The sequence below is a fragment of the Desulfobacca acetoxidans DSM 11109 genome, from assembly GCF_000195295.1.
GTDB classification, from domain to species: domain Bacteria; phylum Desulfobacterota; class Desulfobaccia; order Desulfobaccales; family Desulfobaccaceae; genus Desulfobacca; species Desulfobacca acetoxidans.
This window is the reverse complement of record NC_015388.1, coordinates 2,920,945-2,942,809: the sequence shown is the minus strand read 5'-3', so window position 1 is coordinate 2,942,809 and position 21,865 is coordinate 2,920,945. Positions and strand designations below refer to the sequence as shown.

Below are 21,865 nucleotides of genomic sequence, written 5' to 3'. Positions count from 1 at the left end.
TCCTGATCTATTATCTCAGATAGCTAACCCGGATAATTCACCAAAATCCCATATACCCGGTGGCACAGGCTTTCCAGCCTGTGCAAAAAAACAGTCTGTATTTCAGGTAAGCCTGTTAATCCATGGCATTAAAATGAGTTAGCTATCTTTTTCAAAATATCATGAATAAAGCGGGCTAAAGTATTGCGTGGGATCAATGCCATACCGGGCACACATCACCGGGTCCGGCCCCAGGCCGCCGCCCGCCCGGAAGCGGCAGCCCCCCCGGCAGTCATGTACATAGGGGCAGGGGGCGCAGTCGAGAACGCTCAGGTGTAAATGCAACAACCGCAGCCAACAGGTCTCCAGGCCTTCCGAGAGCTTGCCGAGCGGTTGATCGCGATATAGCCCGCACTTGGCCACCGTTGCGTTTGGCAAGACCGCCGCCAGATGCCGGCCGCAGGCAAAATCACCGGTAGCGCCGTGATCCGAGCCGCCAAAGCCCAGATCCAGGAATTTCGCCGCCTCAGTGGGCTCAACCCAGAGGTCCTGATTCTCCGCCAACCGTCCGCTGAGGCAGGGGATATCGAGATTCCACTCCCGCACCTCCGCCTGTTGCAGCCAGCGGCTCATTTCGGCCAACTCAGCCACATTGCCCCGGTGGATCATGGTAGCCACCGAAACTTCAAAACCGGCGCTTTGCAGGGCCTGCATCCGATCAACGGTTTTCTTCCAGGTTCCGGGGCCGCGCAGCAGGTCATGGCCCGGTTCCAGACCGTCCAGACTGAGCTGTACCTCGTGCACCCGCAACGCTTCAATTACCTTATCAGTCAACAACAGGCCATTGCTCAACAGCACAAAGCGGAGTTCGAACTCTGGCAGATGGTTGTTTAATTCCTGCCAATGGCGGTGCATGAGCGGCTCGCCGCCCGAGAGCAGGACCCTGAGTCCCTGCATCTCCTGAAATTCCTGCAAGGTCTGGAGCACCGCGTCCAACGGCAACTCGGCCTCCCCCACCTCCCCTAAATAGCAGTGCCGACAACGCAGGTTGCAGCGCTCCGTGATCATCAGTTCCAGGTAACGCAGGGACGGTATGGGGGAGCGGCGCCAACGGAGGGTTCGGGGGGAGGGCGCGGCACAACCGGCGAGCATCGATTCGGCCAGCAGAAAATCCAAGAACTCCCGGTCGGCCAGAACCGCCAGACCCGGCGTGGTTCCGTCGCCGCGGGTCAGCCAGTCAAACCCGGCATCGTTGACTTCGTACAACTCGTCACTCAGTCGGTCGTAGAGATGCGGGGTCTCCGGATATCTCAGCGAGACATGCTCCGCCAACCGGAGATACAACTGCGGCAATACCTGCTCCCAGATCTTTGCCAGATCCGCCGCCGCCAGCCAGCCGCTCTCTAACAGCGCCGCCAGGGCCCGCAGCCCGCCGCACGGCGCCGCCTCCGCAAGCGCCTTGGCAAAGTCGCAGCCGTGGCGTCGAAAGGCACAGCGGGAACAGACTACCTCCGGTAGTATTTGGGGGACAGGTTGAGGCAGATCGGGATTGACCGAGATCGCTGTCAGGGCTGGCAGCAGGGCCGGCTCGAGTTGCTGCCAGGCCGAGAGCCAGGCATAGGCCAGACATTTTTCCGCCTCATCCTTGTGAGGCTTATAATACTCACAAAATTTCTGACAAACCGCCTGCCGCAGCATAGTATGATATACGACCATTTCTGGGAACTTATCTTATTGACGGAGCTGGTCAGTCCAGTTTTTCACCAGGGACACCCAGTTCAAATTTTCTTCGGCGAATTTTCGCCCATTTTTTCCCAGCTCCTGGGCCAGCTTCGGATCATGCAATAATTGCCTGATGGCCTGAGCCAAAGCCTCGGGGTTCTCGGGGGGGGCCACCAGTCCCGCCCGGGCATTTTCAATCAATTGCGCCCCTTCTCCGGCGCCGCCGTACACCACCGGGATGCCGGAAGCCATAATTGGAAAGACCTTGCTGGGGCGGGCGCCGTTGAAAAGCGGCAGGTTGCGTAAAACGGCGATGCCGGCAAAGGCAAAGGAATATAACCGGGCGACATAGGGCAATGGGGCTGCCTCGAAAAATAAAACATTGTCCAAAAGATACTTTTTTGCCAGGTCCTGTAGTCTGGGTTTTTCCGGCCCATCTCCCAAGAAGACAAAGACGAGATCTTTTTGATCGTGCAGTAATTTTGCAGTTTCCAGTATAGTTTCCAGCCCTTGGGCATATCCTAACAGGCCGGCATAGAGAATTATCTTTTTGCCATCCAGCCCCAAACTCCGGGCAAGGTCTCTATCCGGTTGGTTGGGCCGGAACAGGCCGGTATCAACCCCGTTGGGCAAGAATACTAATTTTCCAGCGGCTATGCCCTTGGCGATAATTCCGCGGCGGATGCCTTCGGTTACTGCAGAAACTTTAAAGGCATGGTGGTACGACCATTTTTCCAGTTTTTCGGCGAGGCGCAGGAGGCGTTTATCCTGAATGATGCCCATTTCCCGGACTGAATCCGGCCAGAGATCGGAGACATTAAAGATCATCTTGGCCCGCCAGAGCCATTTCATGAATACGGCGGGGATGGCGAGAAACAGTGGAGGCGATTCAACAAAGACGATATCCGGACGGCGGACCCGCCAGAGAGCGATGAGGGAGGTAAAGGCAAAGGAGAAGTAGTTCAGAAGACGCTTGATCCCGGCGCCGGTGGCGGCATAGAGCCAGATGCGATGGACGGGGGCGCCTTCGATGCTTTCCCGAACATACAATTTGCCTCGATATTTTGGGAATATCCTTCCTGAGGGATAGTTAGGCAGGGCCGTAACTATTTCCGCTTCATGCCCCAAGTGGTGCAGGGCGCGTACCATTTCCTTCAACCTGACTTGAGGGGCGCCGATTTCCGGAAAATAATATTGCGTTAAGATTACCAGGCGCATGGCTCAGGGCCTTCTGGCAATTGAGGTTTAAAATATTTGCCGATATGGTTCATTCCGGTTCCGCCGATGATTGTAATAAATTTTTGTAACACTTCAGTTGTTTGGGACAAATACAAGTCCTCATGTTTTCAAGAACACAACGAAATATGAAAGAATAATTGGTGGCATAGGCCTCCTGGCCTGTGCATCAGCGTACCGGCTGGAAAGCCTGCACCACCGTAACACTTCAGTTGCTTGGGTCGAATACAAGATTCGCCCCTACAGACGGGTCTGTCGATGCTGTGGTGCTGTAGGGTGGGCACCGCCAACCATGTTCCTGATCTATTATCTCAGATAGCTGAAGTATTACAAATTTTTTATATAATAGATGCTGCCGTCCGGCGTCCTGCTTTCTTCGATAAAGCCATTCTTTTGATAAAACCGAACCGCCGGCTGATTGTTTCCTTTTACTGATAAACCATATCTAAAAATTCCCTGTTGTCTTAAGTTATCTTCAAATGCGTCCAGGAGCGCTCTGCCGACGGCGCGTTTTTGACTGTTCGGAGATACGGCGATAGAAGTCAAACGCATTCTGGCCTGACTAGGACTACTTTCCCGGTTAAATAGTGCCCTCAGTCGTGTTTTGGCTTTATTGAGCAGAGCCAGTGGGTGGAGCAGGGAGGCGGCGGCGATGGCCAGATAGTTGGCGGCGACGAAGTTTTTTCGAGCCCGGCCGACCTGTTCAGCGAAGTGGCCGACGACGAAGCCGAGCACCTGGCCGGAACTGTCAGTTGCTATCAGGGAAAAGGGGTTTTCCCGGCAGAGTTCGGCATACATGTTTTCCAGCAGGGTATTGGTAAAGTGGGCCGAGAAATGATCAGTCAGGTAGGCTGCTTTATGAATGGCGGCAACTGCCGGCATATCGGTTGGCGATATTTTCCTGGTCATGATTGGTCTTGGAGGCATAGGTCGAGACTCCCTTATAGCTGAATAAAATCATGGAATTTTCGCAGCCAGATTTCCAAAGCCAAGGGGTTAAAGATATCTATCAGCCAGATATTGCCTTTCAGAGCCGACTGCTGACAATAGGCGCGGTATTTTTGCCTCAGGTTATCGTGGTTAACCAGGCCGAGTTTAAACATCAGGCTGTCTTGGCCAAAATAATCGAGGACGCCGGGACGCAGCTCGTGTTTCAGCCATTCGCTCTGCGGATTGACGAATCCCTGTTTATCTTTTCGCCAGGTAATTTCGGGGGGTAGAAACGGCGCCATGGCCTGGCGAAAAATATACTTGGTCCAGCCGTGCCGTAGTTTGTAGCGGGGCGGCAGAGGGATTATTTTCTCTATCAGGCGGTAATCAAGGAAAGGCTCCCGTAATTCGCGGGCCCAAGCCATGGACATGCGATCCTCAAAGTGGGTGAGGATTGGTATGGAAAATCGCTGGTAGTCAAGGGCCTGCCGTTCCTGCAGGGTCATATTGTTTGACAGTCCGAGTATTTCCGGTTGAAAGTCTTTTAATTTCTCCCCGGCAATATTCAGTTCCTGGGGCCGCAGGAAAGAGGGGAGGTACCTTTTGGCCTCCATTATGGAGAACTGCCCGAGAACCGTATCCTGACGCCAGAAAGACCAGAAGGTCTTCAAAGCCGTGGGAATATGTCCCTGGCGTAATAAAGATTGGATATAGAAACCGAGGTATTTCTTATAGCCGCACAGCAGTTCATCGCCGCCCTGGCCGCTCAAGACGACGGTTATGCCCAACTCTTTGGCTTTTTGCATAAGGAGATACTGGGACACCACGGCAAAGCTATAGACCGGTTCGTCGTTAAACCAGCACACTTTTTCGAGATAATCAAAAGCCTGGGAGGGCTGGAAGTCCAGCATGACCTTATGTACCGGCTGATCCAAACGTCGGGCGACGATATCGATATATTGCGACTCATCAAACCGGTGGTCCCGGCTGACCGCCGACAGCAGATTCAGGTTCGCCCCCGGGCCCAAAACCTGCTGCATGGCTACTGCAATGGCCGAAGAATCCACCCCGCCGGAGAGGAGGATCCCCAAAGGTACATCACTGCGCAACCGCAGGCGCACCGCGTCAAAGAACAGGTCTTGCACCTCCTTTAGGATTCCCTCTCCGGCATCGTTCGGAGGTTCTGCGAAATGCAGCCGCCAATATGGTTTAAAAGTAAGGGAGAGGGAGGGGGAGGCAAGGTCGATTTCAACCAGATGCGCGGCCGGAACTTTTGCGATACCGGCAAAAAAAGTCTGATTATCCGTCTCCAGGAGTGATTGCAGGAGGTATTTGCCAATGACTTGATAATTGAGGGAGAACCTACCCCCGACCATGGTTAGAATAGTTTTTATTTCGGAAGCGAAATACAGTTGCCGTTCCGAGAAGAAATAGTAGAGCGGTTTCACTCCGACACGATCACGGGACAGGATCAGCCGGTTGTGGGGTCCATCGAGATAGGCAAAGGCCCACATGCCATTGAATTTGGGCAAGGCCTTTTCCGGCCCCCAGTACTGCAGGGCCGCCAAAATGACCTCTGTGTCGGAAGTGCTGTGGAATTGAAGCCCCGCCTGCTCCAACTCGGCGCGAATTTCCAGATAATTATAGACTTCGCCGTTATAAATGATCCAGGACTGTCCGTCGGCGGCAGCCATGGGTTGATTGCCGGCGTCGGATAAGTCTATGATTGACAACCGCTGATGGGCCAAGCCGATATGCCAGTCGCCGACCTGGAGATACAGGCACCCACTGGCATCCGGTCCCCGATGTTTTTGAATTGACTCGGCTTGGGACAATTCCAAGTTGTTATTATTATTTGAGATAAATCCAGCAATTCCACACATTAACATAGCCCTGTCTGATAATCGGCGAAAATAGAAAATTGAATCCTTAATCAATTAGCTGATTGTTTTAAATTATTTCCATACTTCAATAATTTTGAAATACCCAACAATGCGACCGGATGGTCTCGATTAATGTTTTTTATATGGTTTGTTAAATAATTAAAACCAATATTAAATACTTCCGGATTAACGGTACTTAAATCAAGCCATCTTGCTGATGTTAAACTATAATCTGGTTTATCCCCCTCACCGGAAACATAGGTTGAGAATCTGCCATTTTTATACATATTTATGTAGGTATGTGAAAATAGTTTAATATCATCGATATTAAAAACAATATCAGCATTGTAGGCATCGTAAGCAAAGGTTATATCGGTTCCACCATGAGAAATATCTTCATAAACTTTAGAAAGTCCCTGATCTTCTGCATACCTATATTTCCATATATAATAATTACCTTTAACAACGAGTTGCTTTTTAAATTTATTTGCCAATGCTTTAGCTTTTAGATAATATTCTGTATTATTTGTAACCTGATATAATATTATAAAAACTTTTCCCAATGCCAAGTCACTATTTATAGACGATCTATATTCTTTAGTAATTTTATTTTCAGGCAAACCCGATGTCGGGTTACCATATACTGGTTCATTGTCAAATACATAATATCCTTCCTGTAAGTTATCGTTATATCTCCATTTGTAATTAAATTCTTGCATTGCTTTTTCTACAAATGAAACTATCTTATCAGATTCCCTACTATATTTATTCGGTAAATTATCATATTTTGCCAACAGGCTAAATTTTATTAAAGGGTAGCAAATCATTCCGGAATGGACCCAAAATACAACGCGTGGTTTGTTAACTAAAGTTAAATCTATTTTATTCCCCGGTTTCCAGCCAATTGGGTGAACGGGCCTTTGGGCGCTCCAGCCGTATAAGCTTCTACCTTTATAATCTTTAATCCCTCTGGCATAATCGTTAGAGTTAAGCACGCGTTTGGCATGATTAAGAAATTTATCCAGCCATAAGAAATTACCCGTTGCCTGGTACATCTCAATATAGGCTTCAAGCAGGTGACTTTCCGCCCAAGCAAGTTTTCCTTCCTCATTAGTATCTTTGCTAAATCCCTCACCATTATTTAAAGCCAAATCCAGTTCAGTAAATTTTGCAATTAACCAAGACCTGTCGAAGTTTTCACAATAGCCTTTTTGCGGAAGAAATACCCAATAAATATTTAATAGTATTATTGGGATTGATATGGATAAATAAATACTTTTGATTGGTATCATTAAGTGGTCAACTATATTGGAACTTTATGCATATTATTTAACCATGCAAGTGTTTTTTATTATTTAACAAATCGTAATAGAAATTAAGAAATTTCTGCTCTTCTAGTTCCCAACAGTATTTTTCCAAAAAGGCTTTCCTGCCTTTATTTCCCATCAGGTCGGCTTCTCCGGGATGGTCGAGTAAATAAGTTATAGTATTAGCCACTTGGAAATTGTTGGTGGTGTCTACCAATATGCCGCATCCTTCTTTTTGCACGATGAGCCCGATTTCCCCTAAAGTTGGCGCGATAATTGGAATGCCGGCCTGCATATAAGTGATAAACTTACGGCCCGTGCCGCACGAAACGTATTGATAATTTCGGCCCGGTTGGTGAAGGGCTATACCTATCAGGCTATGCGCCAGATAAGCCAACATTTTACGATAAGGCAACCAATTTATAAAGCGGGTGTTATTCTCAAGCTCAAAGCGTTGTACCAAAGAATTTATCTCGTCCGGGTCGTCTTGCATCGAACCAATAAACAAAAACAGGGCATCGGGATGTTTTTGCTTTGCCAGAGCAGCGACCTCTAGAGCGGCCCTCAAACCCTTGTCGCGTGCCAATCCACCAACGTAGGTGATGACTTTTTTCCCAAAAAATTCATCTCTAAGGGAATTCACTTCACCAAGGTCGGGTTCGTCTATTTTAGATGGTACATTCCAAATAACCTGTACCCGATCATTCCATTTTTTATAAAAATTTTCCAGCCAGCTTTGCCGAGAATCCAAAGTATAAACGCCGTCAAATTTCTTCACCAACAAACCTTCAAGAGTTTGCCAGAATGGCAATACTTTCTGAGCATGGGCTCCAAAATAAAAGGACATTTCCAAGGCATACATTTCATAGGCGTCATAGATTTTGGTGCCTGATAATATAAATACCAGGGGTAATAAGAAAATATGGGTAAGAATAGAAACTTGAGGTTTCCCTAAGGATTTATAGGCTTGCCAGACCCTGGCATAAAAATGCGGGAGCTTGGGAATTAATTTGAACCCCCAATCCTTGACCGGGAGGTGGATCCAGATCCATCGATCAATTATATCGTTGTATTCTTTGGGACTAGCAGCATTTCCTTTCCTGTCCCAGGCAATGACTGATATTTGCCAGCCTCGAGCTTTAAGCGATTTCAACATTAAAACATGCCGGGGCGCCAATAAAGGAGCGAAGATTATCAGAAGTACCTGTTTATCGAGCAAACCCATTATATTAAAAACCCCTTATACATAAAACAAATATATGAGCATCCGGTAATAGATTATTTCAATGTTATTTTTGCAATTTCTAACTCCCCGTCCATTCATCAATTTTTTTGCCTTGGCAGACATCGACGATACGTTTGGCTGCTTTGCCGTCGCCGTATGGGTTAAGCCAATCTTTTTTCTTGCTAAGACTCTGCTGGACCGCTGCCAATACATGATCACTGCCAGTGCCAGCAATGATGTTCGAACCGACGGCAATGGTCTCCTGGCGTTCAGTGTTTTCTCTTAACGTGATACAAGGGACTTTCAAAACGCAACTTTCTTCCTGGATGCCGCCGCTGTCTGTCATAACAAAACTGGCGTTATTTAACAATGACAAAAAGTCTAGATAGCCGAATGGGTCGGTTAATCGCAGGCTTGGAGAAGAATTTATTTTTAACCATAGATCGAAGTGTTGTAAACGATTTTTCGTCCTTGGATGCACCGGAAATATTAATGGCATTTTGATGTCTTGGGCTGTTAATAGGAGGCTCTCGATGATATTATTCATATTCGCCAGGTCATCAACGTTCTCTTCACGATGGCAGGTAATTACCCCATAATTATTTTCCTGAATATTTAATTCCTGCAAGATATTACTTTTGCGTCGGGCTAGGTCAATATGCTCGCTGAGGGCATCGACAATAGTATTGCCGGTTATGTAGATACTTCCTTTCACATTATCTTGTATAAGATTATCCTTGGTCTGTTTGGTCGGAGCAAACAGATATTCAGAAATATGGTCGATAATAATTCGATTATGTTCCTCTGGCATCCTCCAGTCATTACTACGCAATCCCGATTCTACATGCCCCACTTCGATTTGGAGTTTGCGGGCGGCCAGGGCCCCTGCAAGGTTCGTGTTGGCGTCTCCGCAAACGAGAACAATTTTTGGTTTTTCTTGTACTAGGACCGCTTCAATTCCCTTGAGCATATGTGCTGTTTGCTCACCATGGAGGCTACCCGGAGGAGATGAGGTCAGGTGGTGACGCGGTTGAGATAACTCCAAATCCTCGAAAAATTTTCGATCCATCTCATAGGAGTAATGTTGACCGGTGTGAATAGTAAATCCTGGGATGTTTTGCTTTTCTATTTCTTTAATTATAGGGCTCATTTTTATAATTCCCGGTCTAGTGCCGACAATCACACAGATCTCGTCAGTTAAATTTCTTTTCGATAAAATTTTTAATTTGTTATTAGACATTATTTAACCTCCGAATATTTTCTATGACCGTATACAGCCAGGCTTTGATAAAAATAGTTCGCATCCGAATCACCTGCACATCAGCGGTTTTTATTCTTAAGGTAGTTAAGGGTATTAACATTATAATATCGATAGATTACTCGCCATGCTTAGAATGGCAACCGGGAGAAATTTTAATTTTACAAGAGTCTCACCTTATCAGGTTATTCTAGATACTTGTAACACTTATCAGGATCAAAAAAATAATATCTTTAAAAATATATTTTTTCAGTTGAAATAACACCAAGTCGATTACCAGCTTATTATTGGGACCAATACATTTTTCGCCTTAACAATCATCAAAACCCTCTTCCACCAAACTGGAAGAGGTCTCTTAATTGCACTCTACTTTATGTCCGTGATAATAATTCTTTATTATAAATAATACTTTTCCTCTATGTTCTTATTTTAATATAATGTCCAATATATAAAATTATGTAACAAGAGAATACAAACAATATAATGGATATTATTTGAAATAATCCATAATATATACTTCCTCGAAATAAGTAAACTAAGTACATTCCAGAAGTTGCACCAGCGATAATTTCTATTATCTTATTTGTTTTTCCTGCTAAATATAATATTCCATAAATTATACCCCATATAAATGCAGGAATAAAAAAGAAATATCCAAAATTTATATAACAATCGCCAGGAAAGGAAGGATGCATACTTATTCTATCAATATATGAATTAGTTATACCTAAAACTGCATCTGCAAAATAATAAATGGTATCAATTTTAAAACCGGGTAATGTTCCTGAAGGCAGCCAGAAAAATAATATATTAATATAAGTATTTCCGTAAAGCCAATCATAACTTGCCGGGTACAGGTTTACTGCATTATATAATGAAAAAACATAGTTGTTTATTTCAGAAACTGGATAAGACATAAACAATTCAAAATCTAATTTACTTAATACATCAAAAAGAGATTTAATATTTCTTACTTCTGAATACCTCCATTGTCTTATAATTTCCGAAACAAAAGGGGCAAAGATGAAAAAACCAAATAATAAAAACAATTGATTATTAGTTAATTTATAATTTTTAATGTAATAATAGAAAAATGGACCTAAAAAAAATAAAAAATAACTCCTAGTTCCTGTCGAGGCTATAATGGCAAATACTAAAAAAACCCCGATAATGAAATATATTCTTCTTTTTTCATACAAAGATATGTAATTGTACACCATAAGAAAAGATAATAATTGTGCACCTAATACAGCCCCAATCCAGGATTCCGGGATTTTATGTTGCATACGCATCTTTGCAGAAAATAGGGTGCTTACTTCTGAAAAAGAAACTCCTTTAGCTGAAAATAATAAGACAAAGCCAATAATTGCAAAGAATAGAGAGAGCCATTTAAGAATCGAAATAAATTTGATATTGTATGAAAAAGCAAAATTGGGCATTTTTATGCCAAATATATTTCGCTTAACCATCAATTGTTCGCCAAAATAAAAAGATAATAGTACTATAATATTTATAATATTTGCAAATATCCTTGTATTTATATCAAATACATAATAAGTTATTCCTGAGGATAAAAACCATTTATAATCTATATTAAAATAATCTGAAAAAAGATTTGGGATTCCGAGGAAAAATAAATTTAGACCGTAATATAAGAAAGTTATATTACCCTGCCTGACCCGTTTCAGGGCAAAGTATGCACTGAGCACACAATTTAAAATAATAATCAATAAATCAAAAAATAACATAAACATTAGGTAAATTAAGTTACTTATTTAATGATAGATGTAAAAAATATTATTAAAAAATAGATTACAAAACCCATTAGACTAGATACCCCGGCGCCGTTTAAACCGAAAGAAGGAACTAAAAAAAAGATTCCAAAGACCATGACAATCACACCTACGAGAGATGCAAAAACAAATATTAAAGTATCTTTTTCAAATTCAAAGCGTTTTCCCAATAGTTGTGCCAATCCTGAAAAAAAGCCCATACCAATACTAAATAATAGTAAATGAGAATGAGAAGTGTACTGTATATCTGCTTTGATATATTCGTAAAAATATGGGAGACAAAATGATATTAATAGCAAAAAGGGACCCAGTATAAATATATATATCAATGACATAAATCTTACATAGGAATTAGTTTTAGATGGTTTTGTATGGTATATTTGGAAAAGACGTGGATTAATAATCATAAAAATAAATCCATATAGGCTTCTGCTAATTTGTAATCCAATACTCATCCAAAAAGAATAAATACCAATATCCTTTAAGCTTAGTAATGCTGATAAGATATATCTATCACCACTTTGCAAGAACAATATTATGAAATATGATAGCGATAGTGGGATACCATAATTAAAACTTTTATTTATTAAAGTTCGTTTGGTAATTGATATGTTATTAATATTATTGTAATAGGATAACTTTATTAAATTATAATATTGCCATATTATTAAAGGTAAATGACTTAAAGCAAGTATGATAAATGTTATTTTAAGTCGATTGTTGAAAAATTGGAATAAAATTACTAATAATATTAATTTAATAGATATTAAAAAAAAAGCGTTTGTACTATATATGACTTGATTGAATAATCCGCGCAAAATTCCTTGGAAAAGCTGATATAAAGATGAAAGGCACAGGAGCAATGCTGTCCAAAATAAATAATTAAATTGAAAATAGTCTCTCAATAGAATTAATGTAATGGGAATTATAACCAAACACATAAATCCTAATAATATAATAGTGCTTAAAGAGATGTTGATAAAATATCTTAGATAATATGGATTTTCCGGAAGAAAGCGGATGATGGAGTTTAGTAACCACCCGGTTGATAGAGCTGATATCTGGGTTTGGGCAATCCATAACAATGTGTATATACCCATAGACTCTGGAGATAAATATTTCACCAATAATGTGGAAAGAATAAAACCGCCGAGTAATTCAGATAGTATACCTGGAAATAAGCGATAGAAATCGCTTAATATTAATTTATTAAAAGATAAATGTGGCTTAGTATATAAAGAGGTCATTTTTAGAGCAAAAGGTAAACCATTAAAGTCCGGCGGACATTATTTATAAAACGGCTGGATATACCTTAAAATCACGGCGTGCGCTTATGGGGATATTATATATATATATATATATATATAAAACTATTATTCATATTATAATAGTTGATAAAAAACCACTAATTCCATTTAACACCTCTAAATATTGTATCAACATTTATGGCATTTTGATAATTTGAAACTATATTAAACAAATCAATCAACACCTCCTCGGTAAGATAATGCGGCTCTAAACCTATCTCTAATAATCCGGTATATGTAGGATTATAATAGTGTTTTTCTTTTTCGACTCTCGGGTTTTCGATGTGGGCAATTTCAACATTATAGCCCAATGTTAACCCCGTATTTTTTACTTTATCAGCCAACTGGTTGATTGAAAAGGTTTCGGTCACCTGGTTGAAGATTCTCAGTTCACCGCTTGCCGCAGGATTGGCGGCCGCCAGATAGACGCACTGCATGGTATCCTTGATATTGATAAAACCTCGGATCTGTTCGCCTTTGCCGAAAACAGTGAGGGGATACCCGGCAATGGCCTGGACGATAAATCTGTTTAAAACAGTTCCAAAAACTTCGTCGTAGTTAAAAATGGTCAGCAGATTTTCATCAAGCTCGCTCTCTTCAGTCTTGATGCCGTAGACGGGGCCCTGCATGAGATCGGTGACCCGGAGACCCCAGGTTCGGACGTAAAACCATAAGAGATCGGTGTCTTGAATTTTGGTAGTGTGATACAGGGAGCTGGCCTGCCGGGGGAAAAGAAACCTGTCCTTTCGCCCTTTGTGTTCAATCTCTAGCCATCCTTCTTCGATATCGATGTCGGGGGTGCCGTATTCCCCCATGGTCCCGATTTTGATCAGATGGCAATCGAGGTTGACTGCCTTAATGGCATAAGCGATATTCAGGGTGCTGATGAGGTTATTCTGGACTGTGAACACCGCCTTCTCGTGATCGATCATGGAGTAGGGAGCGGAGGGCTGCTCGGCGTAATGGATAACGACGTCCGGGGTATACTGGCGCATCAGAGACAGTAGAAAGGGATAATGCGTTACATCGCCAATCTGTATATCTATCTTTTTACCGGTGAGTTCCTGCCAGATTTTGGCCCGGCGGTTTAGATTGGGGGTGGGGATCAAGGATTCGCAATCCAATTCCATGCCAGCCTGGCGGCGGAAATAATTATCAACGCCGATAACCTCGTGGTTGCGCTGAGAAAAGTACATACAGGTGGGCCATCCCAGATAGCCATCCGCACCCAAGATCAATACTTTCATATCGTCCCCCGATACAATCCTGATTCGACCGCTTCCAGAACCTGATTAGTGACCAGATAATCTTTTATCGCCTCTTTTATTAAGGCTGATTCACCGGATGAGGCATATGGCTTGCGGACCTGCGGCGATATGGTATCCGGATACTCAAAGGTAATCTGATACACGGATTTAAAGGCCGGAGTAACCACGAACATGTCTTTCAGCTCCAGGGAGCGGTGCATTTCTTCTTCGCTCATAAGCTCTTCATATAATTTTTCACCGGGTTTGATGCCTATTTCGATGATTTTAATGTCTTCAGGGGCATAACCGTATTTCGGGGCCAGGAGTTCGATTAGGACTTCGGCCAGGTCAGGGATACGGGCTACCGGCATCTTGGTAACGAATACCTCGCCGCCGCGGGCCAGGGTAAGGGATTGCAGGACTAAGTTGGCGGACTCGGCCACGGTCATAATAAACCGGGTCATGCGCTTATCGGTAAGGGTGACCGGCCCCCCCTGCCGTATCTGTTTCATAAAAAGCGGCACCACCGAGCCGCGGGAGCCCAGGACATTGCCAAACCTGGTGCTGGAGAACACAGCCGTCCTGGGGGAATCGAAGGCATTGGCGGCGGTGATGAGGCGTTCGCCCATGAGCTTGGAAGTTCCCATGACATTGGTAGGATTGACCGCCTTATCGCTGCTGGTAAACAGGACGTATTTGACTTTTCTGGCCGAGGCGGCCTTGATAATATTCTGCACGCCCATAATATTCGTCTGCACGGCATCGAAGGGGTTTATTTCGGAGAGAATGACGTGTTTAAAGGCGGCCGTATGAATGATGATATCGACGTCTTTGGCCAACTTTTCGATTTTATCGCGGTCTCGAATGTCGCCCAGGAAGCAGAAGATATTTGAGGTTCGGTATTCCTCCATGAGGAAGAACATTTCCGATTCATTGTTATCCATCAGTCTGAGTTCGCCAGGCTGGTAGTTGATCAACTGCCTGATAAGCTCGCGGCCCACGGTGCCGGCGGCGCCGGTGATAAGAATATTCTTATTTTTATAGAAATCCGCAATGTTCATGGGTTTAACCTAAAAAGTTTTTTCGGGGTTGTGGATAGCCGCCTTAATGGGGGAAAAAGTTTCCGGCTTCAGGTGTTTAGTCAGAAAACACATTCCGCCCAGGTTAGAAAGCCTGTGCTGCACTAGAAATCATGTGCTGCCGGCAAATGATTGTCGGATTTTGCTGGTGACTTAGCTGGACGATGTTTCGCATTGCAATCCGGGCAGGACGACGTCTTTCATCTGTAAAAATTCTTCTGAGGCCTGGGCGTAGTCGTCGTGTCGGCCGATATCCATCCAGTAGCCCTGGAAAGGGTAGGATTTTATGGGCAGGCCGGCTTTGAGGAGCGTTTTGACCAAGTCGGGGAAATCCAGGTAGCCTTTTCCCCGGATGAAATCGAGGACCCGGGGTTCAAAAATATAGACACCCATACTAACTTGATAATCGGTGGTGGGTTTCTCGATGTAATCCTGGATAGTGTGTAAGCCGTTGGTAACAATTACCCCGAGGTCGATTTTTACATGCTTTTTATTGGTGCCGATGGTAGCAATTCCGCCATGGGACCGGTGGAAATTGATTAAATCGAGATAATCGAGGGAGGTGAGCACGTCTGCGTTCATCACCAGGAAGGTCTCGTTAAGGTCGTCGATGAGGGCCAGGGGGCCGGCGGTGCCGAGGGGAGTAGCTTCCCGGGAGTAAGTGATTGACACTCCCCACTTTGATCCATCTTGGAAATAGGCCTGGATTAAATCGGCCAGATAGCCTACGGCCAGGGTTATCCGGGTAAATCCATGGAATTTTAGCTGCCGGATGACAATTTCCATGATGGGCATGCCGCCGACGGGTACCAAAGGCTTGGGAAAAACTTCGGTTAAAGGGGCCAACCGGATGCCTTTGCCGCCGGCCAGGATAACTGCACGCATAGTCTCTCCTTTGTTTCTATGACTTACTTGCGGTTGCCAGACGGTCGAAAGAAGGAACAGCACGAGTAAAGGTATTATTATGATTGACGATGAAGAAATCGGGTTTGGCGACCACCTTGGCATCGAGTCGAAACCACCTGGTTTTTAATCCGAGATTTTGGCAGGTGGCGTAAATCCGCTGTAGTTCGTAAGGATCAGCGGCGTAGATGGCGACGATGACCTCCTGGACCTGATACAATTGTCGTAGGATATCTAGGTGATGGCGGTCTCCCAATACGGGGACTCCTCGGATTTTTTTGCCCCTTTTCTTGAGATCGTCATCAATAAAACCAACGATGTCATAGGTGGGATTGATTTCATTTAAAAGATAGCGCAGGCACAGTTCCCCGGCATCCCCGGCGCCCCAGATTAGAATATGTTTCCGGTTATTGCCGGAGGCCTCGCTTTTGGCCTTATTTCCCTGATATAACATCTTTAGCAGCAGTCTGTAAGCGATCATCAGGGTGGTGAGACAGAACCAGTCGATGAGAAAGACACCGCGGGCGTAACCGTTGTTGGCCAGTCCGGCGAAGAACGCAAACGTCGCCAGCAGGATGCTGGAGACAACCAGGCCGGTAAAGACTTTTTTCAGATCAAAAATGGTCAAATACCTGACCAGGGTATGGTAAAAACCGAAATAGATAAATACCGGCAGGCGCAGGACAACTACCCAGGGAAGGAGTTTTAGGAGTTGGTTGTAGTTGCTGCCGAGGGAAAAACCTTCATAGCGCAAAAGATGAGCCAGAAAGAAAGAGCAGAGGCAGAGGCAGACGTCGGTAATCAACATGCAGAGCTGGCAGCGATTGTCAGCCAGATGTTGGCGCCGGAGAGCTCCGGTCATGGTTGCCATGAGCCCGAGAAAGATATATTTCAGGTCCTTGAAAAAGGATTTATCATTAATGTACTGCAGATCCAGAGGAAGTTTCTTAGGCAAAATATGGTCGATATAATACCGCTTATGGTCCACGCCGGGAGGATACCACTCTTCCTCATTGCGCCCCAGTATCTGGTTTGGCCCCACCAGACCAGGTTTTACCGAAAATATTTTTCTGGCCTCCCTCGGATAGGCCTCTGCCAGATCCGGGGATTCCGGACGGGGGCCAACCAAGGTCATTTCCCCTTTGAAGACATTAATGAATTGAGGGAACTCATTTAATTTGAGGCGGCGGAGAATTCGCCCCACGGTCGTGACCCGGGGATCGCCGTGGGCGGATACGCTCGGCCCCAATTGTACCGGAGTTTCATGCATGGTGCGAAACTTGAACATCTTGAATATCTTGCCGTCTTTCCCGACCCGGTTACAGAGATAGAAGACCGGACCCGGGGTATCAAGTTTGATCATAATCGCCAACCACGGCAGCATCAGCAGCAGCAGCAGGATGCCTACCAAAGACAGGATAATATCTAAACATCTGGTCATCATATGCGTGCCCATTATCTCTTGATCCGTAAAAATGACAAAATCCGGTTTACTTTCTGCCGCCAGGGTTGAAGACAGGAAGATAACTCATGCAGGCGGGCAGATTCCATCTGTGAAGCCTTTTGCCAATATTCTCTTCCAAAAGCCACGAACACCATGATGATAAATGTGATAATGCCGACCAAGATTGAAGTCAGCAACCTTTTGGGTTTGGATTTCAGGTCGGGTGGTTTGGCTCGGTCGACGAAATGGACGGTGCTCACCACGGTGTTGCGGGCGGCGTCCATGCGGGCCAATTCCACCATTTTGGAGAACATTTGATAGAGGGCTTCCTGGTATTTTACCTCTCGATAGAGTCGGAAGTATTCCAGGCCCAGGTTCGGCATCTTGCCGGCGGTGATGCAGATATCCCCCTCGCATTTTTTTTCGGCGTTGATTTCGGCAGCCCGTAGTTTTTCCTTCAACCCCGCCAACTCGGTTTCCAAACGGATCAGATCATAATTGGATGGGGTCGCACTCTGGCGGACGACTTGAATCTGGACTTCTTTGGCATCGATAGCCGCCCGTAATTGGGTGATATATTCGATGACGCCCTTGGCCTGGGTATCTATCTGGACGATACTGGAGCTTTCGCTGAAGGTCCGGAGCTCCTCCTCGGCGCGAGTCAGATTGAGACTGGCCTGGACCCTTTCCTTTTCCAGGAAGGCAAATTGATTTCGGGCGTCGTTGATAGACATTTCCTGCTGCAACTTATCCAATTCCTCAACAAAGGCGTTGGCCATTTCAGCGGCTTTTTGGGGACTTTCGTCGGTAGCGCTGATGGTAATGAGGCCTTCTTTGCCGGCTTTGATATCCGTCCGGGCCGCCAATTGTCTTCTGGTACCCTCGATATATTTCTGTTCGTACACTTCTCTGAGATTAAACCTGGCAATGATCCGGTCGCTAATGGTAAGGCCCTTTAACATGCCGACATACAGATCACCAGGTGATTTAAGGCCTAAAATGGCGCTCATGCGGCCGAAGCCTCCAACCGCACTGGCCGGGTTACTAGAAATCCCCAAACTGTCCAAGACATGGGCACTGAGGGTGGAATTCTGTTGAGGCGGAAGGATAGTAGCCGTCGCAGTATATTGATTGGGCTGAGTTAACAGATACCCCAAGGTGAGGATAGACATGATGGCGCTGGTATAGATGATCATGCGGCTGTATTTAGCCAGCACAATAATATAATCCAATAAATGTACTTCTTCATCGGCATTTGGGGGATTTTTGATTAATTCATTCATGGAATTTAGTTTCGAGTTTCAAATTTGAGTTTTGAGATTAACTGAGCCTCTAACAAAATCTGCCGGGGTCGCAGCAAACAGTGACCTGCTAGAGGCGATCTTCGCGGTTCGCAGGTACTTTTGAAAACAAGACAATCAGTTATCCGATAGATATGGATGACGCTAATGTTTTTCTAAACCAGGATGAAAAACTTTTAAATATATTAAATTAAAAAATTATAATAATAAATAAAACATCATTATATATGGAGCTTTTCTTAATAAATGTCAATTTTAATCTATAAAATTCCAACACCTAATGGGCTGGCAAAAAGTCATTTCCCGGAATTTAAGGAAGACGCCGGGAAGATTAGCAAGCATGTTTTCCGGACCATACTGACATACAGGCAAGGACCTTTTTGCCTGCGTCGCCATTTCCATAGGGTTGGTAATGTTGATCAAGATTGCGAGGTTTCAAGGCCAGGGAAACAATCATCTCGGTATCCGCTCCAGCCAAGACATTAAACCCGCCCGTGACGGTTTCCAGCCATTCTGTTTCCGGCCGCAGGGTGATGCAAGGGACGCGGGCAAAGAAAGCTTCTTTTTGGACGCCGCCGGAATCGGTCAGGATGGCTCGGGCGTGGCGCTCCAAGTTGAGCATCTCAAAGTAGCCTAAAGGTTTGATGAGGTGTAAACGGGAAAATTGTTTATTTATATCATTCAGGCCCGATTCAAGCAAGGACTTCTTCGTGCGTGGATGAACCGGCCAGATTACCGGAAAATGTTGGCTCAGGATGCAGAAGGCATTAATAATATGTTCCAACAAGGTGGGGTCGTCAGTATTTTCCGCCCGATGGACTGTAGCCAGGAAGTACTCCTGCGGAATGAGGTCAAATTGCTCCAGAGCATTGTCGTGTTGGGCAGCGATCTCCCGGCAGAGAAGATAGGCATCGTACATAACGTCCCCGGTATTGGCGACTGCGGGGGCAGCAGGTATCGAGGCGCCGTTCGGGAAAGAAGCGGGAATAAGGTGCCCCTCATTGATAATATTGGTAAATCCTTCCGCCCTCAGGTTGTTTACTGCCGTTTCGGTAGGGCAGGAAAGCAGGGTCGAGATATGATCGGTAAGCAGACGATTAATCTCTTCGGGCATGCGCCGGTTGAAACTGCGCAGCCCGGCCTCTATATGGATCAGGGGAAGATGGAGTTTGACTGCCGCCAGGGAACCGGCCAGGGTCGAGTTGGTGTCTCCATAGACCAGGACCCAGTCCGGTTTCTCCTGAATGAGGACAGCTTCAGTGCGTTTCAGTATTTCGCCGGTTTGGCTCCCGTGACTGCCTGATCCTACCCCCAGATGGTAGGCCGGTTCGGGCAGGCCCAGTTCATCAAAGAAGATCTTGGACATCTCATAATCATAGTGTTGTCCGGTATGTACCAGTTGATGATTGAGCCCCGTTTGAGCGAGGACGGGCACCAGAGGTGCGACTTTGATAAACTGGGGACGGGCGCCGATGATAGAAATCAATTTCACGGGATTTGATCCACTTTATTAACAAATGAACTTGTATAAAAACAGAATGTATTTGTAGGGTGGGCAATGCCTACCCTACGCCTCTACGCCTCTACGTCTCTGTTTTTGTGCTTCGTTGTGTTCGGGAGAACATGTGAACTCGTAAAAAAAGTCCGTCTCCCCCCTCGCCTTGAGTCTCTCCCCTCAAGACGGGGGGATTTGCAGGGTAATGCTAGCATGATATACATTAATGGTAGAGTGAACTCATCGCAAGACCTTGGAATTTATGTCTTGTGCGAATCTTTCATCCTTTAAAGGCCGAAATGATCCGGTCCTGAATGGTATCGCTCAGGTAGGGGTGCATGGGCAGACTGAAGATCAATCTGGAGGATTCTTCACTTACCGGAAAATCGCCGGGCTGACATCCGAGATGGGCAAAGGCGCCTTGTAAATGCAGGGGCAAAGGGTAATAGACGGCGGTAGGCACGCCGGCGTCTTTGAGTTTTTGCTGTAACTGGGCCTTGCGATCGCTCAAGACCGAGTACTGAGCCCAGACCGAGGTACACTCAGGCGCCACAAAGGGAACTTTTACTATATCTTGAAGCAACCGGCTATATCGTTCGGCCACTTTCTGGCGGTCGATTACTTCCTGCGCGAATACTTCCATCTTTGCCAGGACAATAGCGGCCTGCAGGGTATCCATCCGGCCATTGAGACCGATGCGGATATTGTCATACTTATCCTTGCCTTTGCCGTGCACCCTAATGGAACGCAGGGTATCGGCGAGCTCAGCACTATCAGTAAAGACCACACCGCCATCGCCATAGCAGCCCAGGGGCTTGGCCGGGAAAAAGGAGGTTGCCGCACAGTCCGCCAGGGAGCACGCTTTTCGGCCCTTATAGGTAGCACCGAAAGATTGGGCGGCGTCTTCGAGGACAAAGAGGCCGTGTTGCCGGGCGATGGCATTTATCTGGTCATAATCGGCAGGCTGGCCGAAGAGATCCACCGGCATGACGCCTTTGGGTTTGAGATGGGCGGTTCCGGGGTTCTTTGCCAGGTTCGCGATAGCCTGGGCCAATAACTCAGGATTCATATTAAAGGTTCGGGGATCGATATCAACAAAAACCGGGGTGGCCCCGAGTATCTGAATGACTTCGGCGGTAGCGATAAAGGTAAAAGGTGAGGTAAAAATCGCATCACCCGGCCCCACACCATAAGCCATGAGGGGCATTAGCAGGGCATCGGTGCCGGAGGAACAGGTAACGGCATGCTTGACTCCCACATAGGCCGCCAGCTTCTCTTCCAATTCCTTGATCTCGGGGCCCATGATATACTGGCCATGTTCCAGGACCCGCTGAATCCGGTTCATTAAAGAGGGATAGATCTTCTGTTGTTGGGTCTTCAGGTCGATAAAGTCAATTTTATCTGACATAGTCTCACAAAACTCCTTGTGCCTATATAGTTGTGGGTTTCAAGTTTCGAGAAGAAATTAGATTGCCAAGAAGTTAAGATACTTCACGGCATTCAAGATGACAGCAGCCGCTATCCGGTAAAACCTCATTTCAGCCTCGCTCCCTGAAACTCTCGTTGGTATAGATTTAGCGCCACCAAGTTTAGACCGGGTTGCCCTCCTCCTCAAGGTTATCCGGTGTATCTTGAGATAGCCAAGCGTTGGCGCCTAAAAGCCACGTTATCCGTTGACAAGGACACAAACAATGGCACCCTGGTTGTCTTTCCTGGCGTCGGTTCTTAAATGAATAAACACACCTTGAAAAACAGA

The 21,865-nt window shown here is 45.6% G+C and carries 16 protein-coding genes; all 16 read right to left on the bottom strand.

Going from position 1 to position 21,865, the window contains the following annotated elements; all coding sequences use genetic code 11:
* Window positions 1–159 precede the first annotated feature (159 nt).
* A complete protein-coding gene (locus DESAC_RS13265) occupies window positions 160–1,695 on the bottom strand; it encodes a radical SAM protein (RefSeq protein ID WP_013707591.1) in 1,536 nt (511 codons plus the stop codon).
* Between the two features lie 15 nt (window positions 1,696–1,710).
* Window positions 1,711–2,919, bottom strand: a complete 1,209-nt coding sequence (locus DESAC_RS13260) for a glycosyltransferase family 4 protein (protein ID WP_013707590.1) — start codon at window positions 2,917–2,919, stop codon at window positions 1,711–1,713.
* A gap of 345 nt (window positions 2,920–3,264) precedes the next feature.
* The gene (locus DESAC_RS13255) at window positions 3,265–3,864 is read right to left on the bottom strand and encodes a GNAT family N-acetyltransferase (protein ID WP_013707589.1); all 600 of its coding nucleotides are present in this window, start codon (window positions 3,862–3,864) and stop codon (window positions 3,265–3,267) included.
* A 14-nt stretch (window positions 3,865–3,878) separates the two neighbouring features.
* Window positions 3,879–5,750 carry an asparagine synthase (glutamine-hydrolyzing) gene (asnB, locus tag DESAC_RS13250; protein ID WP_013707588.1) on the bottom strand — a complete coding sequence of 624 codons (1,872 nt, stop codon included), beginning with the start codon at window positions 5,748–5,750 and terminating at the stop codon, window positions 3,879–3,881.
* Between the two features lie 50 nt (window positions 5,751–5,800).
* Window positions 5,801–7,042: a hypothetical protein gene (locus DESAC_RS13245; RefSeq protein WP_013707587.1), complete on the bottom strand. Its 1,242-nt coding sequence runs from the start codon at window positions 7,040–7,042 to the stop codon at window positions 5,801–5,803.
* A gap of 37 nt (window positions 7,043–7,079) precedes the next feature.
* Complete coding sequence (locus DESAC_RS13240; RefSeq protein ID WP_013707586.1) at window positions 7,080–8,282, bottom strand: glycosyltransferase; 1,203 nt, start codon at window positions 8,280–8,282, stop codon at window positions 7,080–7,082.
* A 79-nt stretch (window positions 8,283–8,361) separates the two neighbouring features.
* On the bottom strand, window positions 8,362–9,522 hold the full coding sequence (gene wecB, locus DESAC_RS13235; protein ID WP_013707585.1) for a non-hydrolyzing UDP-N-acetylglucosamine 2-epimerase: 1,161 nt from the start codon (window positions 9,520–9,522) through the stop codon (window positions 8,362–8,364).
* A 434-nt stretch (window positions 9,523–9,956) separates the two neighbouring features.
* Window positions 9,957–11,288, bottom strand: a complete 1,332-nt coding sequence (locus DESAC_RS13230; protein ID WP_013707584.1) for an O-antigen polymerase — start codon at window positions 11,286–11,288, stop codon at window positions 9,957–9,959.
* Window positions 11,289–11,311: 23 nt separating this feature from the next.
* Entirely contained in the window at window positions 11,312–12,580 is a 1,269-nt protein-coding gene (locus DESAC_RS17050) for an oligosaccharide flippase family protein (RefSeq protein ID WP_013707583.1), read from the bottom strand.
* Between the two features lie 158 nt (window positions 12,581–12,738).
* Window positions 12,739–13,887, bottom strand: a complete 1,149-nt coding sequence (locus DESAC_RS13220; protein ID WP_013707582.1) for an NAD-dependent epimerase/dehydratase family protein — start codon at window positions 13,885–13,887, stop codon at window positions 12,739–12,741.
* Window positions 13,884–14,948: an SDR family NAD(P)-dependent oxidoreductase gene (locus tag DESAC_RS13215; RefSeq protein ID WP_013707581.1), complete on the bottom strand. Its 1,065-nt coding sequence runs from the start codon at window positions 14,946–14,948 to the stop codon at window positions 13,884–13,886. Before DESAC_RS13215 ends, DESAC_RS13220 begins: the two co-directional genes overlap by 4 nt.
* A gap of 171 nt (window positions 14,949–15,119) precedes the next feature.
* Window positions 15,120–15,851 carry a sugar phosphate nucleotidyltransferase gene (locus tag DESAC_RS13210; RefSeq protein WP_013707580.1) on the bottom strand — a complete coding sequence of 244 codons (732 nt, stop codon included), beginning with the start codon at window positions 15,849–15,851 and terminating at the stop codon, window positions 15,120–15,122.
* A gap of 16 nt (window positions 15,852–15,867) precedes the next feature.
* Window positions 15,868–17,313 carry a sugar transferase gene (locus tag DESAC_RS15455; RefSeq protein ID WP_169311545.1) on the bottom strand — a complete coding sequence of 482 codons (1,446 nt, stop codon included), beginning with the start codon at window positions 17,311–17,313 and terminating at the stop codon, window positions 15,868–15,870.
* An 11-nt stretch (window positions 17,314–17,324) separates the two neighbouring features.
* On the bottom strand, window positions 17,325–18,596 hold the full coding sequence (locus tag DESAC_RS13200; RefSeq protein ID WP_013707578.1) for a GumC family protein: 1,272 nt from the start codon (window positions 18,594–18,596) through the stop codon (window positions 17,325–17,327).
* A 349-nt stretch (window positions 18,597–18,945) separates the two neighbouring features.
* On the bottom strand, window positions 18,946–20,106 hold the full coding sequence (locus tag DESAC_RS13195) for a UDP-N-acetyl glucosamine 2-epimerase (RefSeq protein ID WP_013707577.1): 1,161 nt from the start codon (window positions 20,104–20,106) through the stop codon (window positions 18,946–18,948).
* Between the two features lie 283 nt (window positions 20,107–20,389).
* Window positions 20,390–21,517: a DegT/DnrJ/EryC1/StrS family aminotransferase gene (locus DESAC_RS13190; RefSeq protein WP_013707575.1), complete on the bottom strand. Its 1,128-nt coding sequence runs from the start codon at window positions 21,515–21,517 to the stop codon at window positions 20,390–20,392.
* Between the last annotated feature and the right edge of the window lie 348 nt (window positions 21,518–21,865).